We start from the raw sequence: 19,541 nt of genomic DNA, 5'->3' as shown, positions 1-19,541 counted from the left end.
CGGACCGCGCCCTCGGCGTCGCCACGTCCTCGCGACGACCCGACGCTCAGGACCCCGCGGTGCCGCCGTCCTCGATGCTGCGCACGGTCGCCTTCGCCGCGGTGTCGAGGTCGCCGTCGTCGGCGGCGCCGTGGACGATGACGGCCCAGCCGTCGCCCTGGCACGTGATGCCGTGCTCCTCGTCCTCCCCGCTCACGCGCTGGCAGTCCACGCCCTCGATCGTGACGTCGCCGGTCACGTCGGCCCCGGGCAGCTGCGAGGAGAGGTCCGCCGCGGACATCTCCTCGCTCTCCACGATCGTGACCAGCGAGTTCGAGGGCGAGGTGAAGCGCAGCTCCCACGTCGGACGATCGCCCGCCGTGTAGTCCGCGGCGCGCGGGGTCCAGCTGCTGTCGAGCGCGGGCTGCGCGACGGGGAACGGCGCCTGCTCCTGGGCACGCTGCGCGCTCGCGCCGACATCCAGGCGCGAGGTCTCGGGGATCTCGCGGTCCACGCTGCGCCCCACGCCGAAGAAGATCACGCCGACCACGGCCACGCAGCCGAGCGTGAGGCCGAGCGCCCAGGCGATGTTGCGCATCGAGGCGTCGCCCTTGCTCATCGAGTACGGCGAGCGCTTGCGCGGCGCGGGAGCCGGCGCGGCCGCGGGAGCGGACGAGGGCGTGGCGTCGGCGCCTTCCTTCTCGACACCCTCGGTGCTCTCGGCGCTCTCGGGCACAGGCTCGGACCTGTGCTCGGAGGCCTGGGCGCTCGGATCCTTCGGTGTCGGCATGCACGCATTGTCGCGCGTTCGCCCCGTGCCGCGAAAAATGCCAAGATCTATGCCGTGAAGGCCACTTTTCTCACCGTCGGAGAATCGCTCACGGACATCGTCCTGCGCCCGGGCGAGCCGCCCGCCGAGTACCCCGGCGGGTCGCCCATGAACGTCGCGGTCGCGCTGGGCCGGCTCGGGCACGTCTCGCACCTGCTCACCCGCATCGGCGACGACGCCCGCGGGCGGGCCATCCGCGAGCACGTCGAGTCCTCGCGCGTCGTGCTCACCCCGGGCAGCATCGACGATCGCCCCACCTCGACCGCGCAGGCGCGGGTCGGGGCCGACGGCGCGGCCCAGTACACCTTCGACCTGGTCTGGGATCCGGACCCCTCCGGTCTCCCCTCCGGCCTCGACGCCGTCCACACCTCGTCGATCGCCGCCGTGCTCGCCCCGGGCAGCGGCGTGGTCGCGGACGTCCTCGACGCATACCGCGACTCCGCGACGCTCAGCTACGACCCGAACATCCGGCCCGACCTCATGGGCGAGCCCGCGACGGTGCGTCCGCTGATCGAGGCGCTCATCGGCCGCTGCGACATCGTGAAGTCGAGCGATGAGGACATCGCCTGGCTCTACGGCACCGATGACGTCGAGGACGTCGCCGCCTCCTGGCGCGACCTCGGCCCCAGCGTCGTCGCGATGACCCGCGGCGGGGACGGAGCGGTCGGCTTCGGGCCCGACGGCCGGATACCGGTGGATCCCGTGCGCGTCGACGTCGCCGACACCGTGGGCGCGGGCGACACCTACTCCGCGGGGATCCTCGACGCCCTCGCATCCCGCGATCTGCTGGGCGCGCGTCGGCGAGAGACCCTCGCCGCGGCCGACACCGCGGTGCTGCAGGACGTCCTCGGTCATGCCGCCGCCCTCGCCGCCGTCACCGTCTCGCGGCCCGGCGCGAACCCGCCCTGGGCCGACGAGCTCGAGGACCGGGCCGACGGCAGTCCCCTGCCCCGCTGACCGCGCACCGCCGGTCGCTGGTCGCCGGTCGCCGGTCGCCGGACTCACCGATTGCGCTCCACCCTCCGATCTCACTGATCACCGCGTCACCCGAACGCCCCGTCGGCCACCGCGCCGTCACCTCGGTCCGATACGGTCCGAGGGTCACCATCGATCACCTCGCGGGGCCCGGCCCTCGCAGCACCGACGAACGAAGGAGTTCCTCCATGACCCAGCCCGAGTACCGCATCGAGCACGACACCATGGGTGAGGTGCGCGTCCCGGTCGACGCCCTGTACGGCGCCCAGACGCAGCGCGCCGTCGAGAACTTCCCGATCTCCGGCCAGGGCCTCGAGCCCGCCCACATCCACGCGCTCGCCCAGGTGAAGAAGGCCGCGGCCCGCGCGAACGAGGATCTCGGCGTGCTCGACGCCGCGATCGCGGACGCCATCATCTCCGCGGCCGACGAGGTGATCGCCGGCTCGCACGACGACCAGTTCCCGATCGACACGTACCAGACGGGCTCGGGCACGAGCTCGAACATGAACATGAACGAGGTGCTCGCGACGATCGCGTCGACGGCGTCGGGCCAGAAGGTCCACCCCAACGACCACGTCAACGCCTCCCAGTCCTCGAACGACGTCTTCCCGACCTCGGTGCACGTGGCCGTGACCAGCTCGGTCGTGAAGACCCTGCTGCCCGCCCTCGAGCACCTCGCCGCCTCCCTCGAGGCGAAGGCCGAGGCGTGGAAGAGCGTCGTGAAATCGGGCCGCACGCACCTCATGGACGCCACCCCGGTGACCCTGGGCCAGGAGTTCGGCGGCTACGCGGCCCAGATCCGCTACGGCATCGAGCGCGTGCAGGCCGCGCTCCCCCGCACGGCGGAGGTCCCCCAGGGCGGCACCGCCGTCGGCACCGGCATCAACACTCCCGCCGGCTTCCCGCAGAAGGTCATCGCGAACCTCGCCGAGCAGACCGAGCTGCCGCTGACGGAGGCCCGCGACCACTTCGAGGCGCAGTCCGCGCGCGACGGCCTCGTCGAGATGTCCGGCGCGCTCCGCACGATCGCCGTCTCGCTCACGAAGATCTGCAACGACCTGCGCTGGATGGGCTCGGGCCCGAACACGGGCCTCGGGGAGATCGCGATCCCCGACCTGCAGCCCGGCTCCTCGATCATGCCCGGCAAGGTCAACCCCGTGATCCCCGAGGCCGTGCTGCAGGTGTGCGCGAAGGTCATCGGCAACGACGCGTCCGTCGCCTGGGGCGGGGCGCAGGGCTCCTTCGAGCTGAACGTGCAGATCCCTCTGATGGGCACGAGCCTGCTCGAGTCGATCCGCCTGCTCGCGAACGCCTCGACGGTGCTCGCCGACAAGACGGTCAACGGGCTCACCGCGAACGAGGAGAAGGCCCGCTTCTACGCCGAGGCGTCCCCCTCGATCGTCACCCCGCTGAACAAGCTGATCGGCTACGAGAGCGCGGCGAAGATCGCCAAGCACGCCGTGAAGGAGCAGGTCTCGGTGCGCGAGGCCACGATCGCGCTCGGCTTCGTCGAGCGCGGCGAGCTCACCGAGCAGCAGCTCGACGACGCCCTCGACGTGCTCTCGATGACGGCCCCGAAGGCCTGATCCGCCCCGAGGCTCTACGCAGAACGCGGGCCCGCACTCCCCTCGGAGCGCGGGCCCGCGTCTGCATCACGGCCGCCGGGTCGTGCCCCGCGCCCGCGCCCCCGCGACCTCACATCACCGGCGCATCCAGCACGTGCGTGACCAGCTCGGCGACCTTGGAGCGCTCGGAGCGCTGCAGGGTCATGTGGGCGAAGAGCTCGCTGCCCTTGAGGGCCTCGACCACGCTCGCGATGCCGTCGTAGCGGCCCACGCGGAGGTTGTCGCGCTGGGCGACGTCGTGGGTGAGGACCACGCGGGACTTCTGGCCGATGCGCGAGAGCATGGTCAGCAGCACGTTGCGCTCCATGGACTGGGCCTCGTCGACGATCACGAAGGCGTCGTGCAGGGAGCGGCCGCGGATGTGCGTCAGCGGGAGCACCTCGAGCATGCCGCGGCTGAGCACCTCGTCGATCACGTTCTGGCTGACCATCGAGCCCAGGGTGTCGAAGACGGCCTCGCCCCAGGGCCCCATCTTCTCGCCCTGGTCGCCGGGCAGGAATCCGAGCTCCTGGCCGCCCACCGCGTAGAGCGGGCGGAACACCATGATCTTGCGCTGCGTGCGCTTCTCCAGGACCGCCTCGAGGCCGGCGCACAGGGCGAGCGCGCTCTTGCCGGTGCCGGCGCGGCCGCCCAGGGAGACGATGCCGATGGACTCGTCCAGCAGCAGGTCGATCGCGATGCGCTGCTCGGCGCTGCGCCCGTGGACGCCGAAGACGCCCTGGTCGCCGGGGACGAGCCGCACGCTGCCCTCGCGGGTGACGCGTCCGAGGCCGCTGCCGCGGGGGCTGGTCATGGTGACGCCGGTGTGGACCGGGCGATGGGAGACCTCGGGGATCTCCACGTCGCTGCCGTCGTAGAGCACGGTCATCTCCTCCTCGCCGACGCTCGCGGTGACCATGCCGGTGTATCCGCGGTCGCGGGCGAGCTCGGCGCGGTACTCCTCGGCGTGGATGCCGCAGGCCGATGCCTTGATGCGCATCGGCAGGTCCTTGGAGACGAGCACGACGCTCTTGCCCTCGAGCTGCAGGTTCTTGGCGACGGCGAGGATGCGGGTGTCGTTGTCGCCGAGCCGGAAGCCGTCGGGCAGCGAGCGGTCGGAGGAGTGGTTGAGCTCGACGTGCACATGGCCGCCGTCCTCGCCGATCGGCAGCGGGACGGAGAGATTGCCGTGGCGATCGCGCAGGTCGTCGAGGATCCGCAGGGACTGCCGGGCGAAGAAGCCGAGGTCGGGATGGTGGCGCTTGGACTCGAGCTCGGTGATGACGACGATCGGCAGGACGATGTCGTGCTCGGCGAAGCGGACCAGCGCCTGCGGGTCCGAGAGCAGCACGGAGGTGTCCAGCACGTAGGTGAGGGTGCCGACCTCGAGGTCCGGCAGGGCCTCCTGGGCGCCCCCGGGTTCGAGAGATCGCACCACGGCCACCGGATGACCGCCGTCCCCCTCCGTCCCGAACGGGTCCTGCCCGGCCTCCCGCGCGGCGGGCCGCGCGGTGTCGATCGTGGTCGGGCCCTGCTCGACGAGGTGAGCCTCGCCCGGATCCTGCGCCGTCGTGCCCTGGGGGGCGGTCGTGGTGGTGTCGGTCATCGGGAGCCTCCGTCCGTGATCAGCCCCGTGCGGTCTGCCGCGTCCCCTCGGAGGGGGAAGACTGGGGATGCGGCCCGATCGGAGCGCTTGGCGCGAACCTACTCCGCGCGAGGTGTGACGCGCGGCACGACGCGCCCGACGGCGTGTGCGCCGCCGCAGCATTCACGAGGCCGTCATCGTCCGTTCGCCGACGCGCCGGCCGAGGGGTCACGCCCGTCCGCCGTCGACCCCACCCGACGGCGCGGCACCCGTCTCACGCGCCGAACCGGCGCTCGCGCTGGCAGTAGTCGCGCAGGGCGCGCAGCAGGTCCACGCGCCGGAAGCCCGGCCAGTTCGTCTCGCAGAACCAGAACTCCGAGTGGGCGGATTGCCACATGAGGAACCCGGAGAGCCGCTGCTCGCCCGAGGAGCGGATGATGAGGTCCGGGTCGGGCTGGCCGCGCGTGTAGAGGTGCTCGCCGATGCCCTCCATGGAGATGGCCTCGGCGATCTCGTCGGGGCTGCGGCCCTCGGCGCCGAGGTCGCGCACCAGCTCGCGGACCGCGTCGACGATCTCTTCGCGGCCGCCGTAGCCGATCGCCACGTTCACGGTGAGGGACTTCGATGGGGTCGAGCGCTCCTGCACGGCAGCGACGCGCTCCCGGGTCGCGACCGGGAGGGATTCGACGGATCCGGCCAGGCGCACGGTGTAGCCCGCGCCCGCGATCGACTCGACGGTCTCGGCGATGATCTCGAACAGCAGCGCGAGCTCGTCGGCGCCGCGGCGCAGGTTGTCGGTGGAGAGCATCCACACGGTGACCAGCGGGATCTCGAGCTCCTCGCACCAGGTGAGGAACTCGGTGATCTTCGCGCCGCCCTGGCGATGTCCCTCAGCGGTGGTGATGCCAGAGGCCTTGGCCCAGCGCCGGTTCCCGTCGACGATGACGCCGAGGTGCTGGGGCAGCCGGTAGGCGTCGAGCTCCTTCATCAGCCGCTTCTCGTACACGCGGTAGAGGATCCCGTCATCGTCCACGACCAGCTCCCCCTCTCGCGCGTCCCGACTCGTCTGCCCGCCGTGTCCGCGCCCGCACGGCGAGGACGCTCCATTATCGACCACGCGCACCGGTGGTGCGGCAAGGGCGCGGCCGCTCTTCACAGCACCGCCACAGACGGCGCACTCCCCACTTACGGAACCGTAGGTTACGCTCACGGCATGGCCCTGGCACCACACCGCTCCCCCGACTCCGAGACCCATCGCGACAGCGTCTCGGAGGCCGCTCGGCGCCCGATCACTCCGGCCGAGCCGCCGTCGGCGCTCGAGGATGATCAGATCCCGACCGCCTCGACGCATCCCTTCGCCCCGCGCGAGCTGACCCGCCAGATGGCGCGCCGCGCGAAGGAGCTGGGACTGGCCCTGCCCAAGCCCCGCCTGCGCGGCGTGCTGCACATGCTCGCTCTGCCGGCGGCGCTGATCGCCGGGCTGCTGCTGGTCGCGCTCGGCGACGACCTGCCCACCCGGCTCGCGTGCGCGGTCTTCGTGCTGACCTCGTGCCTGCTGTTCGGCGTGAGCGCGACCTACCACCGCGGCACCTGGCGCGCCGAGCACGCGCTCATGCTGCGGCGCTTCGACCACGCGAACATCTTCCTCATCATCGCGGGCACCTACACGCCGATCGCCGCGTCGATGCTGCAACCGCGCTCGGCAGTCACCCTGCTGGTGATCTGCTGGGCGGGCGCCCTGATCGGCGTGGGCTTCCGCATCTTCTGGACGAGCGCCCCGCGCTGGCTCTACGTGCCCGCGTACGTGGCGCTGGGCTGGGTGGCGATCTTCTACATGCCGCAGATCATCGCGGGCGGCGGCTGGGCCGTGGCCTGGCTGATCATCGCCGGCGGCATCGCGTACACGCTCGGCGCGCTCGTCTACGGCCTCAAGCGGCCCGACCCGTCACCGGCGTGGTTCGGCTACCACGAGATCTTCCACGCGTTCACGATCGCGGGCTTCGTCTGCCACTTCGTCGCGGTCGCGATCGCGGTGATCTGATCGCCGGGTCACCCGGACCGTCGAGGCGGACGGGACGCCGCGGGCCGACGGGGCCGACGGGCCGACGGGATGACGGGCCGCTCAGTCGCGCGGACGACCGCCTTCGCCGCCCTCGAAATCCCCGTCGTCCGACGGCGCCTCCCCGTCGGCGGGCCGGTTCTCATCGGCAGGCGCTGCCCCGTCGACAGGCCCTGCCCCATCCGCAGGCTTAGTCCCGTCCACAGGCTCGGTCGAGTCCGCAGGCTCGGTCCCGTCGGCAGACCCGGTGCCCTCGCCCCGGCCCTCCTCGGCGAGATGCCCCTCGGCGCGCGAGCGGGCCTGGATGCGGCGCACGCGGCGCGTCATGTCGAGGGCGAGCAGCACGATGGCGGCGGCCAGCACGAACATCACGATGAAGGCCGGCAGGCCCGGCGTGACGGTCGTCGCGGTCATGTCCCCGGAGTCCGAGGGCGCGGCGAGCAGCCGCCCGCCCAACGTCGCGAGCCCGATCGTCCCGGCGCTCATCAGCCCGGCGCTCATCAGCCCCGCGCTCATCGCAGACCCGCGAACAGGTCGGTCTCGGGCAGGGTCACGCCGATGCGCGAGGTGCGCAGCTCGTAGTCGTCGGTCGCCCAGTGCGACTCGCGCAGGACGTCGTTGGGGATGTGGAAGAAGAAGCCCTCGGGATCCACCTGGGTGGCGTGGGCGCGCAGCGCGGCGTCTCGGATGTCGAGCTGGTCGCTGATGTCGACGCGGGTGGTGACCAGGCGGTCGGCGCCGCTGGGGAAGCGCTGGGCCATCTCCTCGAGCTGCTCGTCCGGGGTGCCGCGTCCGCGCAGGAAGTCGGCGATGCCCTGGAAGCGGCTGCGGGAGAAGCCGTTGATGTAGTACATCTTCGAGACCTCCCACGGCTCGCCGAGCTCGGGCGCGTACTCGGGATCCGCGGCCCGCTCGAAGGCGAGCACGCTGACCCGGTGACACTGGATGTGGTCGGGGTGCGGGTAGCCGCCGTTCTCGTCGTACGTGGTGAGCACGTGCGGACGCAGCCGGCGGATCGCGGCGACCAGGGGCCGTGCGCCCTCCTCGACGCTCACGCGGGCGAAGCATCCCTCGGGCAGCTCGGGGCGGGGATCGCCCTCGGGCAGGCCCGAGTCGATGAACCCGAGCCACTCGTGGTCCACGCCCAGGACCCTCTGCGCCGCGGCCATCTCGGTGCGGCGCACCGCGGGCAGGTCCGCGAGGATCTCCTCGTCGTCGGCGAGCTTGGGGTTGAGGATGTCGCCGCGCTCCCCGCCAGTGCAGGTGATGACGGTGACCTGCGCGCCCTCACGGACGTACTTGGCCATCGACCCCGCCCCCTTGCTCGACTCGTCGTCGGGGTGGGCATGCACGGCGACCATGCGCAGCCGGTCGTCGCTCTCGGGCTCGAGGTCGGGCACGTTTCCACCTTCACCGGGTCGGGGTCGGACAGCTCTGGTCCCGCCGGGCGGGACGGGTCTCGTCCCGTCGCTCGGACGGTTCCGCGGGCGGGGCTCAGGGCCTCGCCGCGGGCGGGGCCGACGGCCCGGGATCGGGCGCGTCTCCGCACCAGCCGAGGGTACGCCACCTGCCTGGTCCCGGACTGGGGCGGAGGCCGAGACCCCCGCCACTCGCGCGTCGGGCCCAGGTCCGATCTGGGAGGATGGACGCATGGACGCGCACGCTCCGAGCACCCCCACGGGATCCACCGATCCGCTCGCCTCCCGCTACGGTGGCCCACTGGTGCCCCGGCGCACCGCGCGCGTGCTGTTCGTGATCGGGGCCGTCGTGTTCCTCGCCGTGCTCGCGTTCGTCGGCTACCGCTTCGCGGACCAGCCCGTGACCGCGAAGGACGTCGGCTACGACCACGTCGACGACGACACGATCTCGCTGACCTTCCAGCTCACCCGCAGCCCCGGCGTCGACGCCACGTGCACGGTGCAGGCGCTGAACGCGGGTCGTGCGCAGGTGGGCTTCCGCGAGGTGGAGATCCCCGGGGGCCCCGAGCGGCAGGTCGTGCGCACCGTGGACATCGACACCCAGGGCGAGGCGGTCAGCGCCGAGGTCATCAGCTGCCAGAAGGCCTGATCCTCCACCGGCCGGGATCGCGGCACCGGGGCCCGCGACCGGGCCCGGATCCCAGGTGTCCGACGCGCCGCACCGTTGGGGGCGCCGGTCGCATCCGTTGTACGATGCTCTGATACCGACAGCGCGTCGGTCTTCATCACCCGCACACGGGGCGCATGCGCAACATGTGCCCCGTGAACTGTGTCGGGCGTCCGCCGAGGGCGGCCGCCCGCGACAAGACATCAGGAGTGTTCGCATGAGCAGCCAGCCCACTGGTTCCTGGCTCACCCAGGACGCCTACGACCGCCTCACCGCGGAGCTCGCCGAGCTCGAGGGGCCCCGTCGCACCGAGATCGCCGAGCGCATCGCCGCGGCTCGCGACGAGGGCGACCTCAAGGAGAACGGCGGCTACCACGCGGCCCGCGAGGAGCAGGGGAAGAACGAGGCTCGCATCGCGGAGCTCACCCACCTGCTGAAGAACGCGGTCGTCGGCGAGACCCCGAAGGACGACGGCGTCGTCGAGCCGGGCATGGTCGTGAAGATCTCGATGGCCGGCAAGGACCGCACGTTCCTGCTGGGCAACCGCGAGATCGCGGACGACGGCGAGGACCTCGAGGTCTTCTCGACCGAGTCCCCGCTGGGCTCGTCGATCAACGGCTCGAAGGTCGGCGAGAGCATCGACTACGAGGCGCCCAACGGCCGCTCGCTGACGATCGAGATCATCTCCGCGAAGCCCTACCGCGCCTGAGCGATCCGTCGGGCGCCCCGCGCGCCGCGACGGACGACCGGACGACGGAGGCCGGGTCTGCGTGCCGGAACCCCATGGTTCCGACGGCAGGCCCGGCCTTCTCCGTACCCGGCGGTCCGGTGCGGCGGCGTCACTCCCCTGCGCGGGGCTCCTCGCCGTGCTTCGGGGCCGCGCTGCTCGCGACCTCCTCGGCCGACTCCTCGCGCAGCGCGGCGGCCTGCGCCTTCGAGGACTCGGCCTTCGCGCGGCGCTTCGCCTCGCGGGGGGACTCCTCGTGCTTCTTGGGCTGCGGCGGGGCGGTGAGCTGCGCGTCGACGGTCTCGTCGAGGCCCAGGTCGGGTGAGGGGTCGCGCCCCGTCATGTACAGCAGCGTGGCGTTGACGAAGGCGATCACGGGGATCGCGAACAGGGCGCCCGCGATGCCGGCGATCATCGCGCCCGAGGCGACGCCCAGGAACACGGCCAGCGGGTGCAGCTCGACGGCCTTGCCCATGAGGAAGGGCTGGAGGACGTTGCCCTCGATCTGCTGCACGGCGATGACCACCGCGAGCATGATGATCGCGAAGACCCAGCCCTTGAGCACCAGCACGATGAGGATCGCGATGGCGCCCGAGAGGATCGCACCGACCAGCGGCACGAACGAGAACAGGAACACGAGCAGCCAGATCGGCACGGCGTAGGAGCCCACGCCGAGGGCGATCATGCCGATGCTGATGCCGGTCGCGTCGACCGCGGCGACCATGATCTGCGTGCGCATGTATGCCGACAGAGCCTTCCAGCCGCGGCGGAACGCCTCGTGGGTGGGCACGCGCGCGGCCGGGGGCAGCAGGCCCACCACCCAGCGCCAGATCGTCGAGCCGCCCGAGAGCAGGAAGAACAGGGTGAACAGGGCGATCACGATGCCCGTGACCACGTTGCCCACGGTCGAGACCGTCGAGAAGGCGCCGCTGATCAGGGAGTCCGTGTTCTCCTGCACTTTCGCGAGGATCTCGTCGGTCGCCTTGTTGATCATCGAGTCGTCGAGGTTGAACGTGGTGTTCGACCAGTCGATCAGCGTCTGCACACCGGTGAGGGCCTTGGCGTAGATGTCGCCGGCCTGCGCGAACAGCTGGCGGCTGGCCAGCGTGAACATGCCGATCACCACGATGATCAGCGCCACGAGCGCGACGCCGCTCGCGGCCGCCCGCCCCAGGAACGTGTGCCGGGTCAGCAGGCCCACCAGCGGGGAGAGCAGCGAGGCGACGAGGATCGCGATGAGCACCGGGATCACGATGGCCGTGATCTTGAGGATGCCCCCGATGATCAGGGCGGCCGCGGCGGTGATCACGATCAGCCGCCAGGACCAGGCCCCCAGGCGTCGGATCCCGATCGGGATCTCCGCGACCTCGCGCGGGGTGCTCGGTGATTCGTCGGCGCCCTCGGCGTCCGCGAATCGGCGACGGGGTGTCGTCATGGGAAGGTTCCCCTCTCGGATGTCGGCACTCGGCCAGGTTGCACTCTATCTGCTCGCTCCCCGCCCGCGTCCCGCCGGTGAGCGGCGGCGGCGCTCGGACCCGGCGCTCGGACCCGGCGCTCGCACCCGGCGCACGGACCCGGCGCTCAGACGATCGGCCGATGCCCGCGCCCCGCACCGCGGTCGATCGTCCCGGTCGCACGCGGCGTCACCGACTTAGGTCGGGTGCGCGCACCGCCGACGGATGGTCGAGCCTCCCGCGGCCTCCCCCGTAGTCTTCGAGCATGAGCCAGCCCACAGTCCCGGTCCACGAACCGAGTGCCGCCGCGACCGGCGGCGCGAGCCCCGCATCCACCGCCCCGCCCGGCGCAGAGCCCGCTCTGCACGTCGACGGTCTGCGCAAGTCCTTCGACGGCACCGAGGTCGTGCACGGCATCTCGCTGTCGATCCCGCGCGGAGCCTTCTACGGGATCGTCGGCCCCAACGGCGCCGGCAAGACCACCACCCTGTCGATGGCGACCGGCCTGCTGCGGCCCGACGGCGGCAGCTCGCACGTGCTGGGCGCCGACATGTGGAGCGAGCCCGAGCGCGCCAAGGCGCAGATGGGGGTGCTGGCCGACGGCCTGCGCACCTTCGACCGCCTCACCGGGCGCGAGCTGCTCACCTACGTCGGCCTGATCCGGGGCATGGACCCCGCGGTCGTCGACGAGCGCAGCACCTCGCTGCTGGAGGCCATGGACCTCGCCGGGGAGGACGGCAAGCTCGTCGTCGACTACTCGGCCGGCATGACGAAGAAGATCCTCCTGGCCTGCGCGCTCATCCACGCCCCTCGCCTGCTCGTGCTCGACGAGCCGCTCGAGGCCGTGGACCCGGTCTCCGGGCAGCGGATCCGCCAGATCCTGCGCGCCTTCGTCGCCGGCGGCGGCACCGTGGTGCTCTCGAGCCACGTCATGGAGCTCGTCGAGGAGCTGTGCTCGCACGTGGCGATCATCGCGCGCGGAGAGATCCTCGCCGACGGCACGCTCGTGGAGGTCCGCGCCGGCGGCAGCCTCGTGCAACGCTTCATGGACCTCGTCGGAGCGGGCGAGGTCGAGGAGGGGAGCCTGTCATGGCTGCAGTCGTGAGGACCGACGAGCACGGGACCCCTGCGGGCGGCCCCTTCGGCCCCGCGAACAGCGCCCGCACCTCCGGGGGCTCCGCGCCCTCCGGGACCTCCGACATCACCACCGCGGGAGGCTCCCTGCACGGCAGCGTGCGCGGCATGGCCCTCGTGCGGCTGCTCATGCGGCTGAAGTGGATCCTGTGGCGCCGCTCGTTCCGCAAGAACGTCGGCAAGATCGTCGGCACCGTCTTCGGCGGCCTCTACGGACTGGGCGGGATGGCCACCCTGGTCGCCCTGGTCGTCGCGACGGTCGTCATGGACGCCGACGGGTCCGTGTTCCCCACCGCCGTCCGCGCGCTGGGCACGGCGCTCGTGCTGGTCTGGCTGCTGCTGCCGCTGTTCGCCTTCGGCGTCGACGACTCCCTGGACCCCCGCAAGCTGGCCCTGTACCCGCGCACCGCACGGGAGCTCCAGCCGGGGATGCTGGCCGCCGGGGCCATCAGTCTGCCCACCCTGTTCACCGTGCTCGGGGTCGCGATTTCGAGCGTCGGCGTCATCATCTGGGCGGCGATGCATGCGGCCGGGCCCATCTGGATGGTCCTCGCGATCATCGCCCTGGTCCCCGCCCATCTCGCCGGCATCGTGCTCTGCCTGCTGCTGCCGCGCGCGGTCCTCGCGCACCAGGCATCGCGCTCCTCCTCGCGGCGCGGCCGCGAGGTGGGCGGGGTGATCGGCATCGTCGTCATGCTGGGCGCCCTCTACGGCATCAGCCTGCTGGGGCAGTCGCTCGACGGCGCGAACATCTCCCTGTGGTCGAAGGTGCTCGCCACCGGGGCGCAGATCGGGGCGTGGACCCCCTTCGGCGCGCTCTTCTCCGTTCCCGTCGATCTCGCCCAGGGCGCCGTGCTCCCCGCGCTCGTCCGCGCGGTGATCGGAGCGGCCACCATCGTGCTGGTGTGGCTGTGGTGGCGCCGCAGCATCGATCTGGCGATGCGCGAGGCCCTGGTCGGCGATGCCTCCTCCGGCAGCGCGAAGGTCTCCGCCCTGGTGCCGCGCTTCGTGCGCTCGAGCGCGTTCGGCGCGGTCATGGGCCGCTCCCTGCGCTACTGGCGGCGCGATTCCCGCTATCTCGCCTCGGTCGTGATCATGCCGGTCATGCTCGTCTTCTTCGTGGCGATGGGCCTGATCAACGAGAACAACCGCGTCACGCCGTTCATGGGCGTGCTGCTGGTGGCGGCGATCAGCGGGATCACGCTCGCGAACGAGATCGGCTTCGACGGGCCCGCGGGCTGGGTGAACATCACCGCGGGGGTCCCTGCCCGTGCGAACCTGCGCGGTCGGATCGCCGCGATGGCTGTGTTCACCGTGCCGTTCCTGGTGCTCGCCGCGATCGTGATCCCGATCCTCATGGGTCGGCCGGATCTGGTGCCCATGATCCTGCTCGGCGCGCTCGGGCTGATGATGGGAGGCTGGGGCGCCTCGTCCCTGATCGGGACGATCATGCCGTACCCGACGGCCGCTCCCGGCACGAACCCGATGAAGGACCGCTCGTCCTCGAACGCGAGCGCGATGCTCGCGATGGGGCTGGCGACGGCCGCGGTGTTCGTCCCGCAGCTGCCCGCGGTCGGCGTCGCGATCTGGGGTCTCGTCGTCGACGGGCCGATGATCCTGATCGGCGCCGGGGTGCTCTCCCTGGTGATCGGGGTCGTGGTGCTGCTGGTGGGCCTGCGGCTCGCCGAGCGTCGGCTCGAGGCGCACTACGTGGACGTCTTCCAGCGGGTGCACCACCACGTGTGAGCCCGGGCCCTCCGGTCAGTCCCCCGCGACCTCGCGGATCATCACGCGGGCGTCGACCGGGCCATGGGGTCCCGGGTAGTAGCCGGGCCGTCGGCCGATGTCCTGGAACCCCGCCGCCTCGTAGACGGAGCGGGCACGCGCGTTGTCCTCGCGCACCTCGAGCACGAGGGCGCGCGCGCCTCCCTCGCGGGTCGCGCGCAGCGACCAGTCGAGCAGGGCTCGACCGATGCCTCGGCCGGGCAGGGTGGTGCCGATCGTGTGGAGGTCGGCCGAGTCGCCGAGGAGCATGACGCCCGCGTAGCCGACGATCTCGCCGGGGGCATCGGGCTCGTCGGCGGATCCGCCGCTCGGGGGCCCGCTCCCCCGCTCGACGATGACGAAGCGGCGGGAGGGGTGCGCGATCTCCTCGCGCACCATGTCGAAGGTCCAGGCGTCCTCGGGGAACAGCCGCAGCTCGAGCTCGGCGATCGGCAGGGCGTCCTCGAGGGTGGCGATGCGCAGGCGCATCCCCTCGGGCAGCCGCGTCTGCTCGGGGAAGTCCTCGGGCTCCGGTGCGGACGATCGCTCGGCGGCGGGTTCGGGCGCGGGCTCGGTCACCGCCGCCCCAGGGCGCTCTTGCGCGCCGACGGCTTCTTCGCGTCGGGCTCGCGCAGGTAGAGGGGCTCGGTCGAGGACAGGTCCTCCCCCGCGTCGAGCCGGCGCCACGCCTCGCGCAGCAGGGAGCCCGCGTCGACGTGGGCGAGCGCGGAGTTCGGATGCAGGATCTCGCTGTGCAGGAGAGCGCCGGAGCCCGCGACGACGTCGCAGGCCATGAACTCCTCGGCGACGTCCGCCGGGGCCGAGACGGAGGGACCCTCGACCCGCTCGATCCGCGCTCCGGGCGCCGACGGCGACTGCCCGTCGGCCCGCTCGTAGCGCGCCCAGTAGACCTCGCGGCGCCGCGCGTCAAGCGCGATCGCGAGGCTGCGGGCCTCGGGGGTCTCCTCGGCGGCCTGCAGGGCGAGCGCGTCGAGGGAGCACAGGCCGTGCAGCGGGATGTCCAGGACGAACGCGATCTCGCGCGCGGTCACGAGACCCACGCGCAGGCCCGTGAAGGGGCCCGGGCCGCGTCCGGCGACGACGGCCTCGAGATCGGCGCGTCCACCGCCCGCCCGACGGAGGGTGTCGTCGATGAGGGCCATGAGCACCTCGTCGTGATGCCGCGCGCGGTCGTCCTGGCCCACGGCCAGCACGCGCCCGCTCTCCCGGTCCCCGACGGCCACGCCGACGGCTCCCGAGGTGTCGATCCCGAGCCACATCATGCCTCGCGCCCTTCCGTGGTCGTGGTGGATGCCGCGTCCCCGAGCGCCTCGCGGACCGCGCGGATCCGCGCGTCGTCCCAGCGCGGCCCGACAAAGGTGAGGGTCAGAGCACGGGGCTCGTCGAACTCCTCGCCGTCGCCGGCGGCGGTGCCCTGCTCCGGCTGCGCGTCCTCCGCGCCGGTCGCGCGGGAGAGCTCGACGAGCAGGTGCGAGTCGCTCAGCTGCTCGACGACGTCGCGTCCCCATTCGACGACCATGACCGCGTCCGAGAGATCGGAGTCGAGGTCGAGGTCGTCGATGTCCGCGCCACCGCCGAGCCGGTAGGCGTCGACGTGCACGAGGGCCGGTCCGCCCGCCTCGCTCGGGTGGACCCGGGAGATCACGAAGGTCGGGGACGCGACGGGGCCGCGCACTCCCAGTCCCTCGCCGAGTCCCTGGGTGAAGGTGGTCTTCCCAGCGCCGAGCGGTCCGTCGAGCACGAGCAGGTCGCCCGCGCCGAGGCGTCCGGCGAGCCGTCGCGCGAGATCGCGGGTGCTCGCGGCGCCGGTCGTGGTGAAGGTGAGCGACGCGGCGCCCGGTCCGGCCCCGGCGCCGCTCATCAGCGCTGCTCCCGCGGCACGCGGTTGGAGACCGAGGTGAGGATCTCGTAGGGGATGGTGCCCGCGGCGGTCGCCCAGTCGTCGGCGGTCGGGACACCGGGATGGTCATCGGGGAGAGTGGGCTCCGCGGCATCGAGGTCCGCGAGGGCGGGGGCCGACGGGGCCTCGTCGCTCGTCCCGGTCGACTCCGGCTCCAGCTCGGGTGCCGGCTCCTCATCGTCCCGAGGCTCCATCGGACTGTCCGCGTCCGCTGCGGCATCCGGCTGCTGCGCGGGCTCCTGCTCCAGCTCCGGCTCCCCCTCCGTCTGCGCGGAGGCGACGAACTGCGGGGTCACGGCGACCTCGGACGCATCGTCGTCCAGGGGCGCGAGCGCCTGGGCGGCTCCGAACAGCACGACCTCGTCGCCGGCGCGGGCCCGGGACTCCGATCCCAGGTCCACCACGATCTGGTCCATGCTGATCCGCCCGACCTGCTGTGCGCGGTGGTCGCCGTCGTCGGAGCGCACGAGCACGCTGACACCGCCGGAGGCGGCGCGGGGCAGCCCGTCGGCGTAGCCGATCGGCACCAGGCCCAGGCGGGTGGGCGCGGGGGTGGTGAAGCGGTGGCCGTAGCCGACGGTCTGGCCCGCGGGCACGTCCTTGACCAGGGCGAGCCTGCTGGTGAGCGTGAGCGCCGGGCGCAGATCCAGATCGGTGGCGACGGGCGGGTAGCCGTACAGGCCGATGCCCGGTCGCACGATGTCGCGGTGCAGGTCGCGCCGGGTGAGGGTCGCCGCGGTGTTCGCGAGGTGCTGGAGCGGGATCGGGCCCGCCTCCTCCTCGAGGGCCTCGCAGGCGGAGTCGAAGATCTCGACCTGCTGGTCGGTCATCGGGTCCTCGGGGTCGTCGGCCGCGGAGAGATGCGTCCATGCCCCGCTGAGGCGGATGAACTCGTCCTCCCTGGCGGCGGAGCCGATGGCGGCGAGCTTCGCGGGCAGGGCGCCGTTGCGCCCCATGCCGGTGTCGATCTTCACGTGGACGCGGGCGCGGCGGTCGGCCTGACGGGCGGCGTCGGCGACCATCTTGAGCATCGCGAGGCTGCCCACGGAGATCTCGACGCCCTCGGCGACGACGGCGGGGAGGATCTCGGCGGCGGTGCGCGGCTCGTACAGCCAGCTGAAGATCGGCACCTCGATGCCGGCGCGGGAGAGCGCCAGGGCGGAGGCCGGATGGGCGACGCCCAGCCAGGTCGCTCCCCCGGCGACGGCCGCGCGGGCGGCGCTGAGCATGCCGTGCCCGTAGCCGTCGGCCTTGACCACGGCCATCAGCGCGGTGTGCTCGCGCAGCGAATCGACGATCACACGCGTGTTGTGCGTGATCGCCGAGGTGTCCACGACGGCCCTGTTGGGCACGTGCCGAGGATCCTCTGCGGGGATCGGGATGCTCATGCTCCTCCTGCCTCGTCGGCCGGCGGTCTCCGGTCGGCCCCGGCAAGGATAGTCGCGACGGCGCGCGGGAGGTGCTCGGCGACGTCCAGGGCGGCGATCGGAGCCGTTCCTCCGAGGGCCGCGTCACGGGCCGCGCGGCCGTGCACGAGGGCGGCGAGCGCGGCGGCGCGAGGTCCGGGCAGACCCGCCGCGAGCAGGGATCCGAGCACTCCGCCGAGCACGTCGCCGGCGCCCGCGGTGGCGAGCTGCGAGGTCGCGTCGTCCTGGCTCAGCAGGGGCTCCGAGGGGTCCGACGGGGCGATGATCGTCACAGCTCCCTTGAGCAGGACGGTCGCCCCGGTGGCCTCGGCGAGCGCGCGGGCGAGATCCGGCGCGGGCTGCTCGGGGTCGATGCCCAGCGCCCGTGCGAGCCGCGCGGCCTCCCCGGCGTGCGGGGTGAGCACGACGCCGGGGTGGAACCCGTCGAGCGCGCCGCCGTCGCCCGTGCCCACGGCGCCGAGGGCCCCCGCGTCGACGACGCCGGGCAGTCGCGTCCGCTCGTGGGGCCGGTGCCCGGTGCGCAGGTCCGCGAGGGCGCGCGCGAGGCGCGGATCGTCCTCGGGAACGCCGGAGCCGACCACGCGGGCCTGGTGCTTCCCCTCGCCCCCGACGACCTCGGGCCGACGGGCGAGCACGAGGTCGAGCACGCTGCGCGGGGCGTCCAGGCGCACCATGCCCGCTCCCGCCCGGGCGGCGCCGCTGACCGAGAGCACCGCGGCACCGGGATAGGTCTCCGAGCCGGCGGCGATCTCGACGACGCCGCGCGAGTACTTGTCGTCCCCGCGCCCCGGGGTGGGCCAGAGCGCCGCAGCATCGGCCGTCTCCAGGCGCTCGAGGGCGGGACGCTCGGGCATGTGCGGGCCCAGGCCGATGTCCACGAGGTGGACGTTCCCGGCGAGGTCGGCGCCGCCGGGCAGCAGCAGACCCGTCTTCACGGCCCCGAAGGTGACGGTCTCGCGGGCGGCGAGCGCACCGGGATCGGCGGCGCCGGTCGTCGCGTCGATGCCGCTCGGCACGTCGACCGCGAGCACGGGAGCGTCCAGGTCGCGCACCGTGTCCAGCAGCTCGCGCAGCGCGGGCGAGAGCTCGGGACGCCCTCCGATGCCGGTGATCGCGTCGAGCACGAGGGAGATCGGGCCCCGCACGGGGAGCTCGTCGAGGCGCGTGAAGACACGCCCGCCTCTCGCGCGCAGGGCCGCGGCCCCCTCCTCGTGGTGGCGTCCGAGGACGGCGAGCGCGTCGGCGGCGACCCCGCGGCGGCGCAGCAGGGCGGCGGCGAACAGGCCGTCGCCGCCGTTGTCCCCCGCCCCGGCGAGCACGAGCACGCGCGCGCCGGCGACGGTCCGGGCCCTCGTCGGCCCCGCGTCCTTCTGTCCCGCACTGCCCTCGCGCCCCCTGCGCAGATGCGCGAGAGCCCGCTGGGCGAGCGCGAACGCCGCGCGCTGCATGAGCGGCTCCCCCGCCTCGAGCAGCGGGGCCTCGGCGGCGCGCACCTGGTCGGCGGTGAACGCGCGGATCATGCGGGCACCGTCCGGGGTGCGGCGCCGCGCTCGGCGACGACCACGGCGGTCGCGACGTCGGCGTCGTGGGAGAGGGAGAGGTGCAGGTGGGCGACGCCCTGGCGCTCGGCCGCGGCGAGGGTCGCCCCGGTGAGGACCAGGTAGGGGCGACCGGCCGTGGTGCGCTCGACGGTCACGTCCTGCCACGAGTAGTCGCCGGGGGCGCCGAGCGCCTTGCCCACCGCCTCCTTCGCGGCGACGCGGGCCGCGCGCGAGGCGGGCGAGAGCCCGCGCTCGGACGGCGCGAGCAGACGATCGAGCAGGGCGGGCGTGCGAGCGGCGAGGGCGTCGAGACGGGCGATGCCCACGACGTCGACGCCCACGCCGACGACGACGCCGTCCTCGCGCGGCGCGAAGGCGCGCGAGGACGGCGGGAGCTGTGCGGGGGTCACCCCGGCAGTATCACATCGAAACGTGCGCGGGAGCGGAGCGGGCGCCG

The 19,541-nt window shown here is 73.0% G+C and carries 19 protein-coding genes; 7 read left to right on the top strand and 12 right to left on the bottom strand.

The window, feature by feature from the left end:
• Window positions 1–46: 46 nt before the first annotated feature.
• Window positions 47–769 (bottom strand): DUF4245 family protein, encoded by a 723-nt coding sequence (locus Bra3105_RS16295; RefSeq protein ID WP_228357715.1) that lies wholly within the window; start codon window positions 767–769, stop codon window positions 47–49.
• A gap of 54 nt (window positions 770–823) precedes the next feature.
• Here Bra3105_RS16295 and Bra3105_RS16290 point away from each other — a divergent pair, with 54 nt between their 5' ends.
• Both Bra3105_RS16290 and Bra3105_RS16285 read left to right on the top strand, forming a co-directional pair.
• Window positions 824–1,765: a carbohydrate kinase family protein gene (locus Bra3105_RS16290; RefSeq protein ID WP_228357714.1), complete on the top strand. Its 942-nt coding sequence runs from the start codon at window positions 824–826 to the stop codon at window positions 1,763–1,765.
• A gap of 206 nt (window positions 1,766–1,971) precedes the next feature.
• The gene (locus Bra3105_RS16285; protein ID WP_228357713.1) at window positions 1,972–3,369 is read left to right on the top strand and encodes a class II fumarate hydratase; all 1,398 of its coding nucleotides are present in this window, start codon (window positions 1,972–1,974) and stop codon (window positions 3,367–3,369) included.
• Window positions 3,370–3,478: 109 nt separating this feature from the next.
• Here the strand turns inward: Bra3105_RS16285 and Bra3105_RS16280 are convergent, their stop codons facing one another.
• Together Bra3105_RS16280 and Bra3105_RS16275 are read right to left on the bottom strand one after the other, a co-directional pair.
• Window positions 3,479–4,993 (bottom strand): RNA 5'-3' helicase PhoH2, encoded by a 1,515-nt coding sequence (locus Bra3105_RS16280; protein ID WP_228357712.1) that lies wholly within the window; start codon window positions 4,991–4,993, stop codon window positions 3,479–3,481.
• Between the two features lie 253 nt (window positions 4,994–5,246).
• Window positions 5,247–6,005 (bottom strand): isoprenyl transferase, encoded by a 759-nt coding sequence (locus Bra3105_RS16275; protein ID WP_228357711.1) that lies wholly within the window; start codon window positions 6,003–6,005, stop codon window positions 5,247–5,249.
• Window positions 6,006–6,185: 180 nt separating this feature from the next.
• Between Bra3105_RS16275 and trhA the strand changes: the two genes are divergently transcribed.
• Complete coding sequence (gene trhA / locus Bra3105_RS16270; protein ID WP_228357710.1) at window positions 6,186–7,013, top strand: PAQR family membrane homeostasis protein TrhA; 828 nt, start codon at window positions 6,186–6,188, stop codon at window positions 7,011–7,013.
• A gap of 81 nt (window positions 7,014–7,094) precedes the next feature.
• On the opposite strand, the gene Bra3105_RS16265 is transcribed toward trhA, so the two are convergent.
• Together Bra3105_RS16265 and mca are read right to left on the bottom strand one after the other, a co-directional pair.
• Window positions 7,095–7,532, bottom strand: coding sequence for a hypothetical protein (locus Bra3105_RS16265; protein WP_228357709.1), 438 nt, complete (start codon window positions 7,530–7,532; stop codon window positions 7,095–7,097).
• Between the two features lie 11 nt (window positions 7,533–7,543).
• Window positions 7,544–8,392 (bottom strand): mycothiol conjugate amidase Mca, encoded by an 849-nt coding sequence (gene mca / locus Bra3105_RS16260; RefSeq protein WP_228359680.1) that lies wholly within the window; start codon window positions 8,390–8,392, stop codon window positions 7,544–7,546.
• Between the two features lie 289 nt (window positions 8,393–8,681).
• Between mca and Bra3105_RS16255 the strand changes: the two genes are divergently transcribed.
• A complete protein-coding gene (locus Bra3105_RS16255; RefSeq protein WP_152351838.1) occupies window positions 8,682–9,098 on the top strand; it encodes a DUF4307 domain-containing protein in 417 nt (138 codons plus the stop codon).
• A gap of 235 nt (window positions 9,099–9,333) precedes the next feature.
• A complete protein-coding gene (gene greA / locus Bra3105_RS16250; protein ID WP_228357708.1) occupies window positions 9,334–9,825 on the top strand; it encodes a transcription elongation factor GreA in 492 nt (163 codons plus the stop codon).
• A 130-nt stretch (window positions 9,826–9,955) separates the two neighbouring features.
• On the opposite strand, the gene Bra3105_RS16245 is transcribed toward greA, so the two are convergent.
• The gene (locus Bra3105_RS16245; protein ID WP_228357707.1) at window positions 9,956–11,278 is read right to left on the bottom strand and encodes an AI-2E family transporter; all 1,323 of its coding nucleotides are present in this window, start codon (window positions 11,276–11,278) and stop codon (window positions 9,956–9,958) included.
• Window positions 11,279–11,562: 284 nt separating this feature from the next.
• On the opposite strand from Bra3105_RS16245, the gene Bra3105_RS16240 reads away from it, so the two are divergent.
• Window positions 11,563–12,402 carry an ABC transporter ATP-binding protein gene (locus Bra3105_RS16240; protein ID WP_228357706.1) on the top strand — a complete coding sequence of 280 codons (840 nt, stop codon included), beginning with the start codon at window positions 11,563–11,565 and terminating at the stop codon, window positions 12,400–12,402.
• Window positions 12,387–14,177: a hypothetical protein gene (locus Bra3105_RS16235; RefSeq protein WP_228357705.1), complete on the top strand. Its 1,791-nt coding sequence runs from the start codon at window positions 12,387–12,389 to the stop codon at window positions 14,175–14,177. The genes Bra3105_RS16240 and Bra3105_RS16235 overlap by 16 nt, the downstream gene beginning before the upstream one ends.
• 15 nt (window positions 14,178–14,192) lie before the next feature.
• Here Bra3105_RS16235 and Bra3105_RS16230 read toward each other — a convergent pair whose 3' ends face one another.
• The 6 genes from Bra3105_RS16230 to Bra3105_RS16205 are packed head-to-tail and all read right to left on the bottom strand — an operon-like array spanning window position 14,193 to window position 19,494.
• Window positions 14,193–14,774 (bottom strand): GNAT family N-acetyltransferase, encoded by a 582-nt coding sequence (locus Bra3105_RS16230; RefSeq protein ID WP_228357704.1) that lies wholly within the window; start codon window positions 14,772–14,774, stop codon window positions 14,193–14,195.
• Window positions 14,771–15,478 (bottom strand): tRNA (adenosine(37)-N6)-threonylcarbamoyltransferase complex dimerization subunit type 1 TsaB, encoded by a 708-nt coding sequence (gene tsaB, locus Bra3105_RS16225; protein ID WP_323188829.1) that lies wholly within the window; start codon window positions 15,476–15,478, stop codon window positions 14,771–14,773. The genes Bra3105_RS16230 and tsaB overlap by 4 nt, the downstream gene beginning before the upstream one ends.
• A complete protein-coding gene (tsaE, locus tag Bra3105_RS16220; protein WP_228357703.1) occupies window positions 15,475–16,077 on the bottom strand; it encodes a tRNA (adenosine(37)-N6)-threonylcarbamoyltransferase complex ATPase subunit type 1 TsaE in 603 nt (200 codons plus the stop codon). Before tsaE ends, tsaB begins: the two co-directional genes overlap by 4 nt.
• Window positions 16,077–17,504, bottom strand: coding sequence for an alanine racemase (gene alr / locus Bra3105_RS16215; protein WP_228357702.1), 1,428 nt, complete (start codon window positions 17,502–17,504; stop codon window positions 16,077–16,079). The genes tsaE and alr overlap by 1 nt, the downstream gene beginning before the upstream one ends.
• Window positions 17,501–19,063, bottom strand: coding sequence for an NAD(P)H-hydrate epimerase (locus Bra3105_RS16210; RefSeq protein WP_228357701.1), 1,563 nt, complete (start codon window positions 19,061–19,063; stop codon window positions 17,501–17,503). Before Bra3105_RS16210 ends, alr begins: the two co-directional genes overlap by 4 nt.
• A complete protein-coding gene (locus Bra3105_RS16205) occupies window positions 19,060–19,494 on the bottom strand; it encodes a holo-ACP synthase (protein WP_228357700.1) in 435 nt (144 codons plus the stop codon). The genes Bra3105_RS16210 and Bra3105_RS16205 overlap by 4 nt, the downstream gene beginning before the upstream one ends.
• Window positions 19,495–19,541 lie beyond the last annotated feature (47 nt).

The organism is Brachybacterium halotolerans subsp. kimchii (assembly GCF_020792675.1).
Taxonomy (GTDB): domain Bacteria; phylum Actinomycetota; class Actinomycetes; order Actinomycetales; family Dermabacteraceae; genus Brachybacterium; species Brachybacterium halotolerans.
This window is presented reverse-complemented; position numbering and strand designations above follow the sequence as displayed.

What these genes read in the sequence shown, in the direction of transcription:
- Bra3105_RS16240 (WP_228357706.1), top strand. Translation starts at nt 11,563, where the DNA reads ATGAGCCAGCCCACAGTCCCGGTCCACGAACCGAGTGCCGCCGCGACC.
- trhA (WP_228357710.1), top strand. Translation starts at nt 6,186, where the DNA reads ATGGCCCTGGCACCACACCGCTCCCCCGACTCCGAGACCCATCGCGAC.
- Bra3105_RS16245 (WP_228357707.1), bottom strand. Translation starts at nt 11,278, where the DNA reads ATGACGACACCCCGTCGCCGATTCGCGGACGCCGAGGGCGCCGACGAA.
- Bra3105_RS16255 (WP_152351838.1), top strand. Translation starts at nt 8,682, where the DNA reads ATGGACGCGCACGCTCCGAGCACCCCCACGGGATCCACCGATCCGCTC.
- Bra3105_RS16295 (WP_228357715.1), bottom strand. Translation starts at nt 769, where the DNA reads ATGCCGACACCGAAGGATCCGAGCGCCCAGGCCTCCGAGCACAGGTCC.
- tsaE (WP_228357703.1), bottom strand. Translation starts at nt 16,077, where the DNA reads ATGAGCGGCGCCGGGGCCGGACCGGGCGCCGCGTCGCTCACCTTCACC.
- alr (WP_228357702.1), bottom strand. Translation starts at nt 17,504, where the DNA reads ATGAGCATCCCGATCCCCGCAGAGGATCCTCGGCACGTGCCCAACAGG.
- Bra3105_RS16285 (WP_228357713.1), top strand. Translation starts at nt 1,972, where the DNA reads ATGACCCAGCCCGAGTACCGCATCGAGCACGACACCATGGGTGAGGTG.
- Bra3105_RS16210 (WP_228357701.1), bottom strand. Translation starts at nt 19,063, where the DNA reads ATGATCCGCGCGTTCACCGCCGACCAGGTGCGCGCCGCCGAGGCCCCG.
- tsaB (WP_323188829.1), bottom strand. Translation starts at nt 15,478, where the DNA reads ATGATGTGGCTCGGGATCGACACCTCGGGAGCCGTCGGCGTGGCCGTC.
- Bra3105_RS16280 (WP_228357712.1), bottom strand. Translation starts at nt 4,993, where the DNA reads ATGACCGACACCACCACGACCGCCCCCCAGGGCACGACGGCGCAGGAT.
- mca (WP_228359680.1), bottom strand. Translation starts at nt 8,392, where the DNA reads ATGGTCGCCGTGCATGCCCACCCCGACGACGAGTCGAGCAAGGGGGCG.
- Bra3105_RS16265 (WP_228357709.1), bottom strand. Translation starts at nt 7,532, where the DNA reads ATGAGCGCCGGGCTGATGAGCGCCGGGACGATCGGGCTCGCGACGTTG.
- greA (WP_228357708.1), top strand. Translation starts at nt 9,334, where the DNA reads ATGAGCAGCCAGCCCACTGGTTCCTGGCTCACCCAGGACGCCTACGAC.
- Bra3105_RS16235 (WP_228357705.1), top strand. Translation starts at nt 12,387, where the DNA reads ATGGCTGCAGTCGTGAGGACCGACGAGCACGGGACCCCTGCGGGCGGC.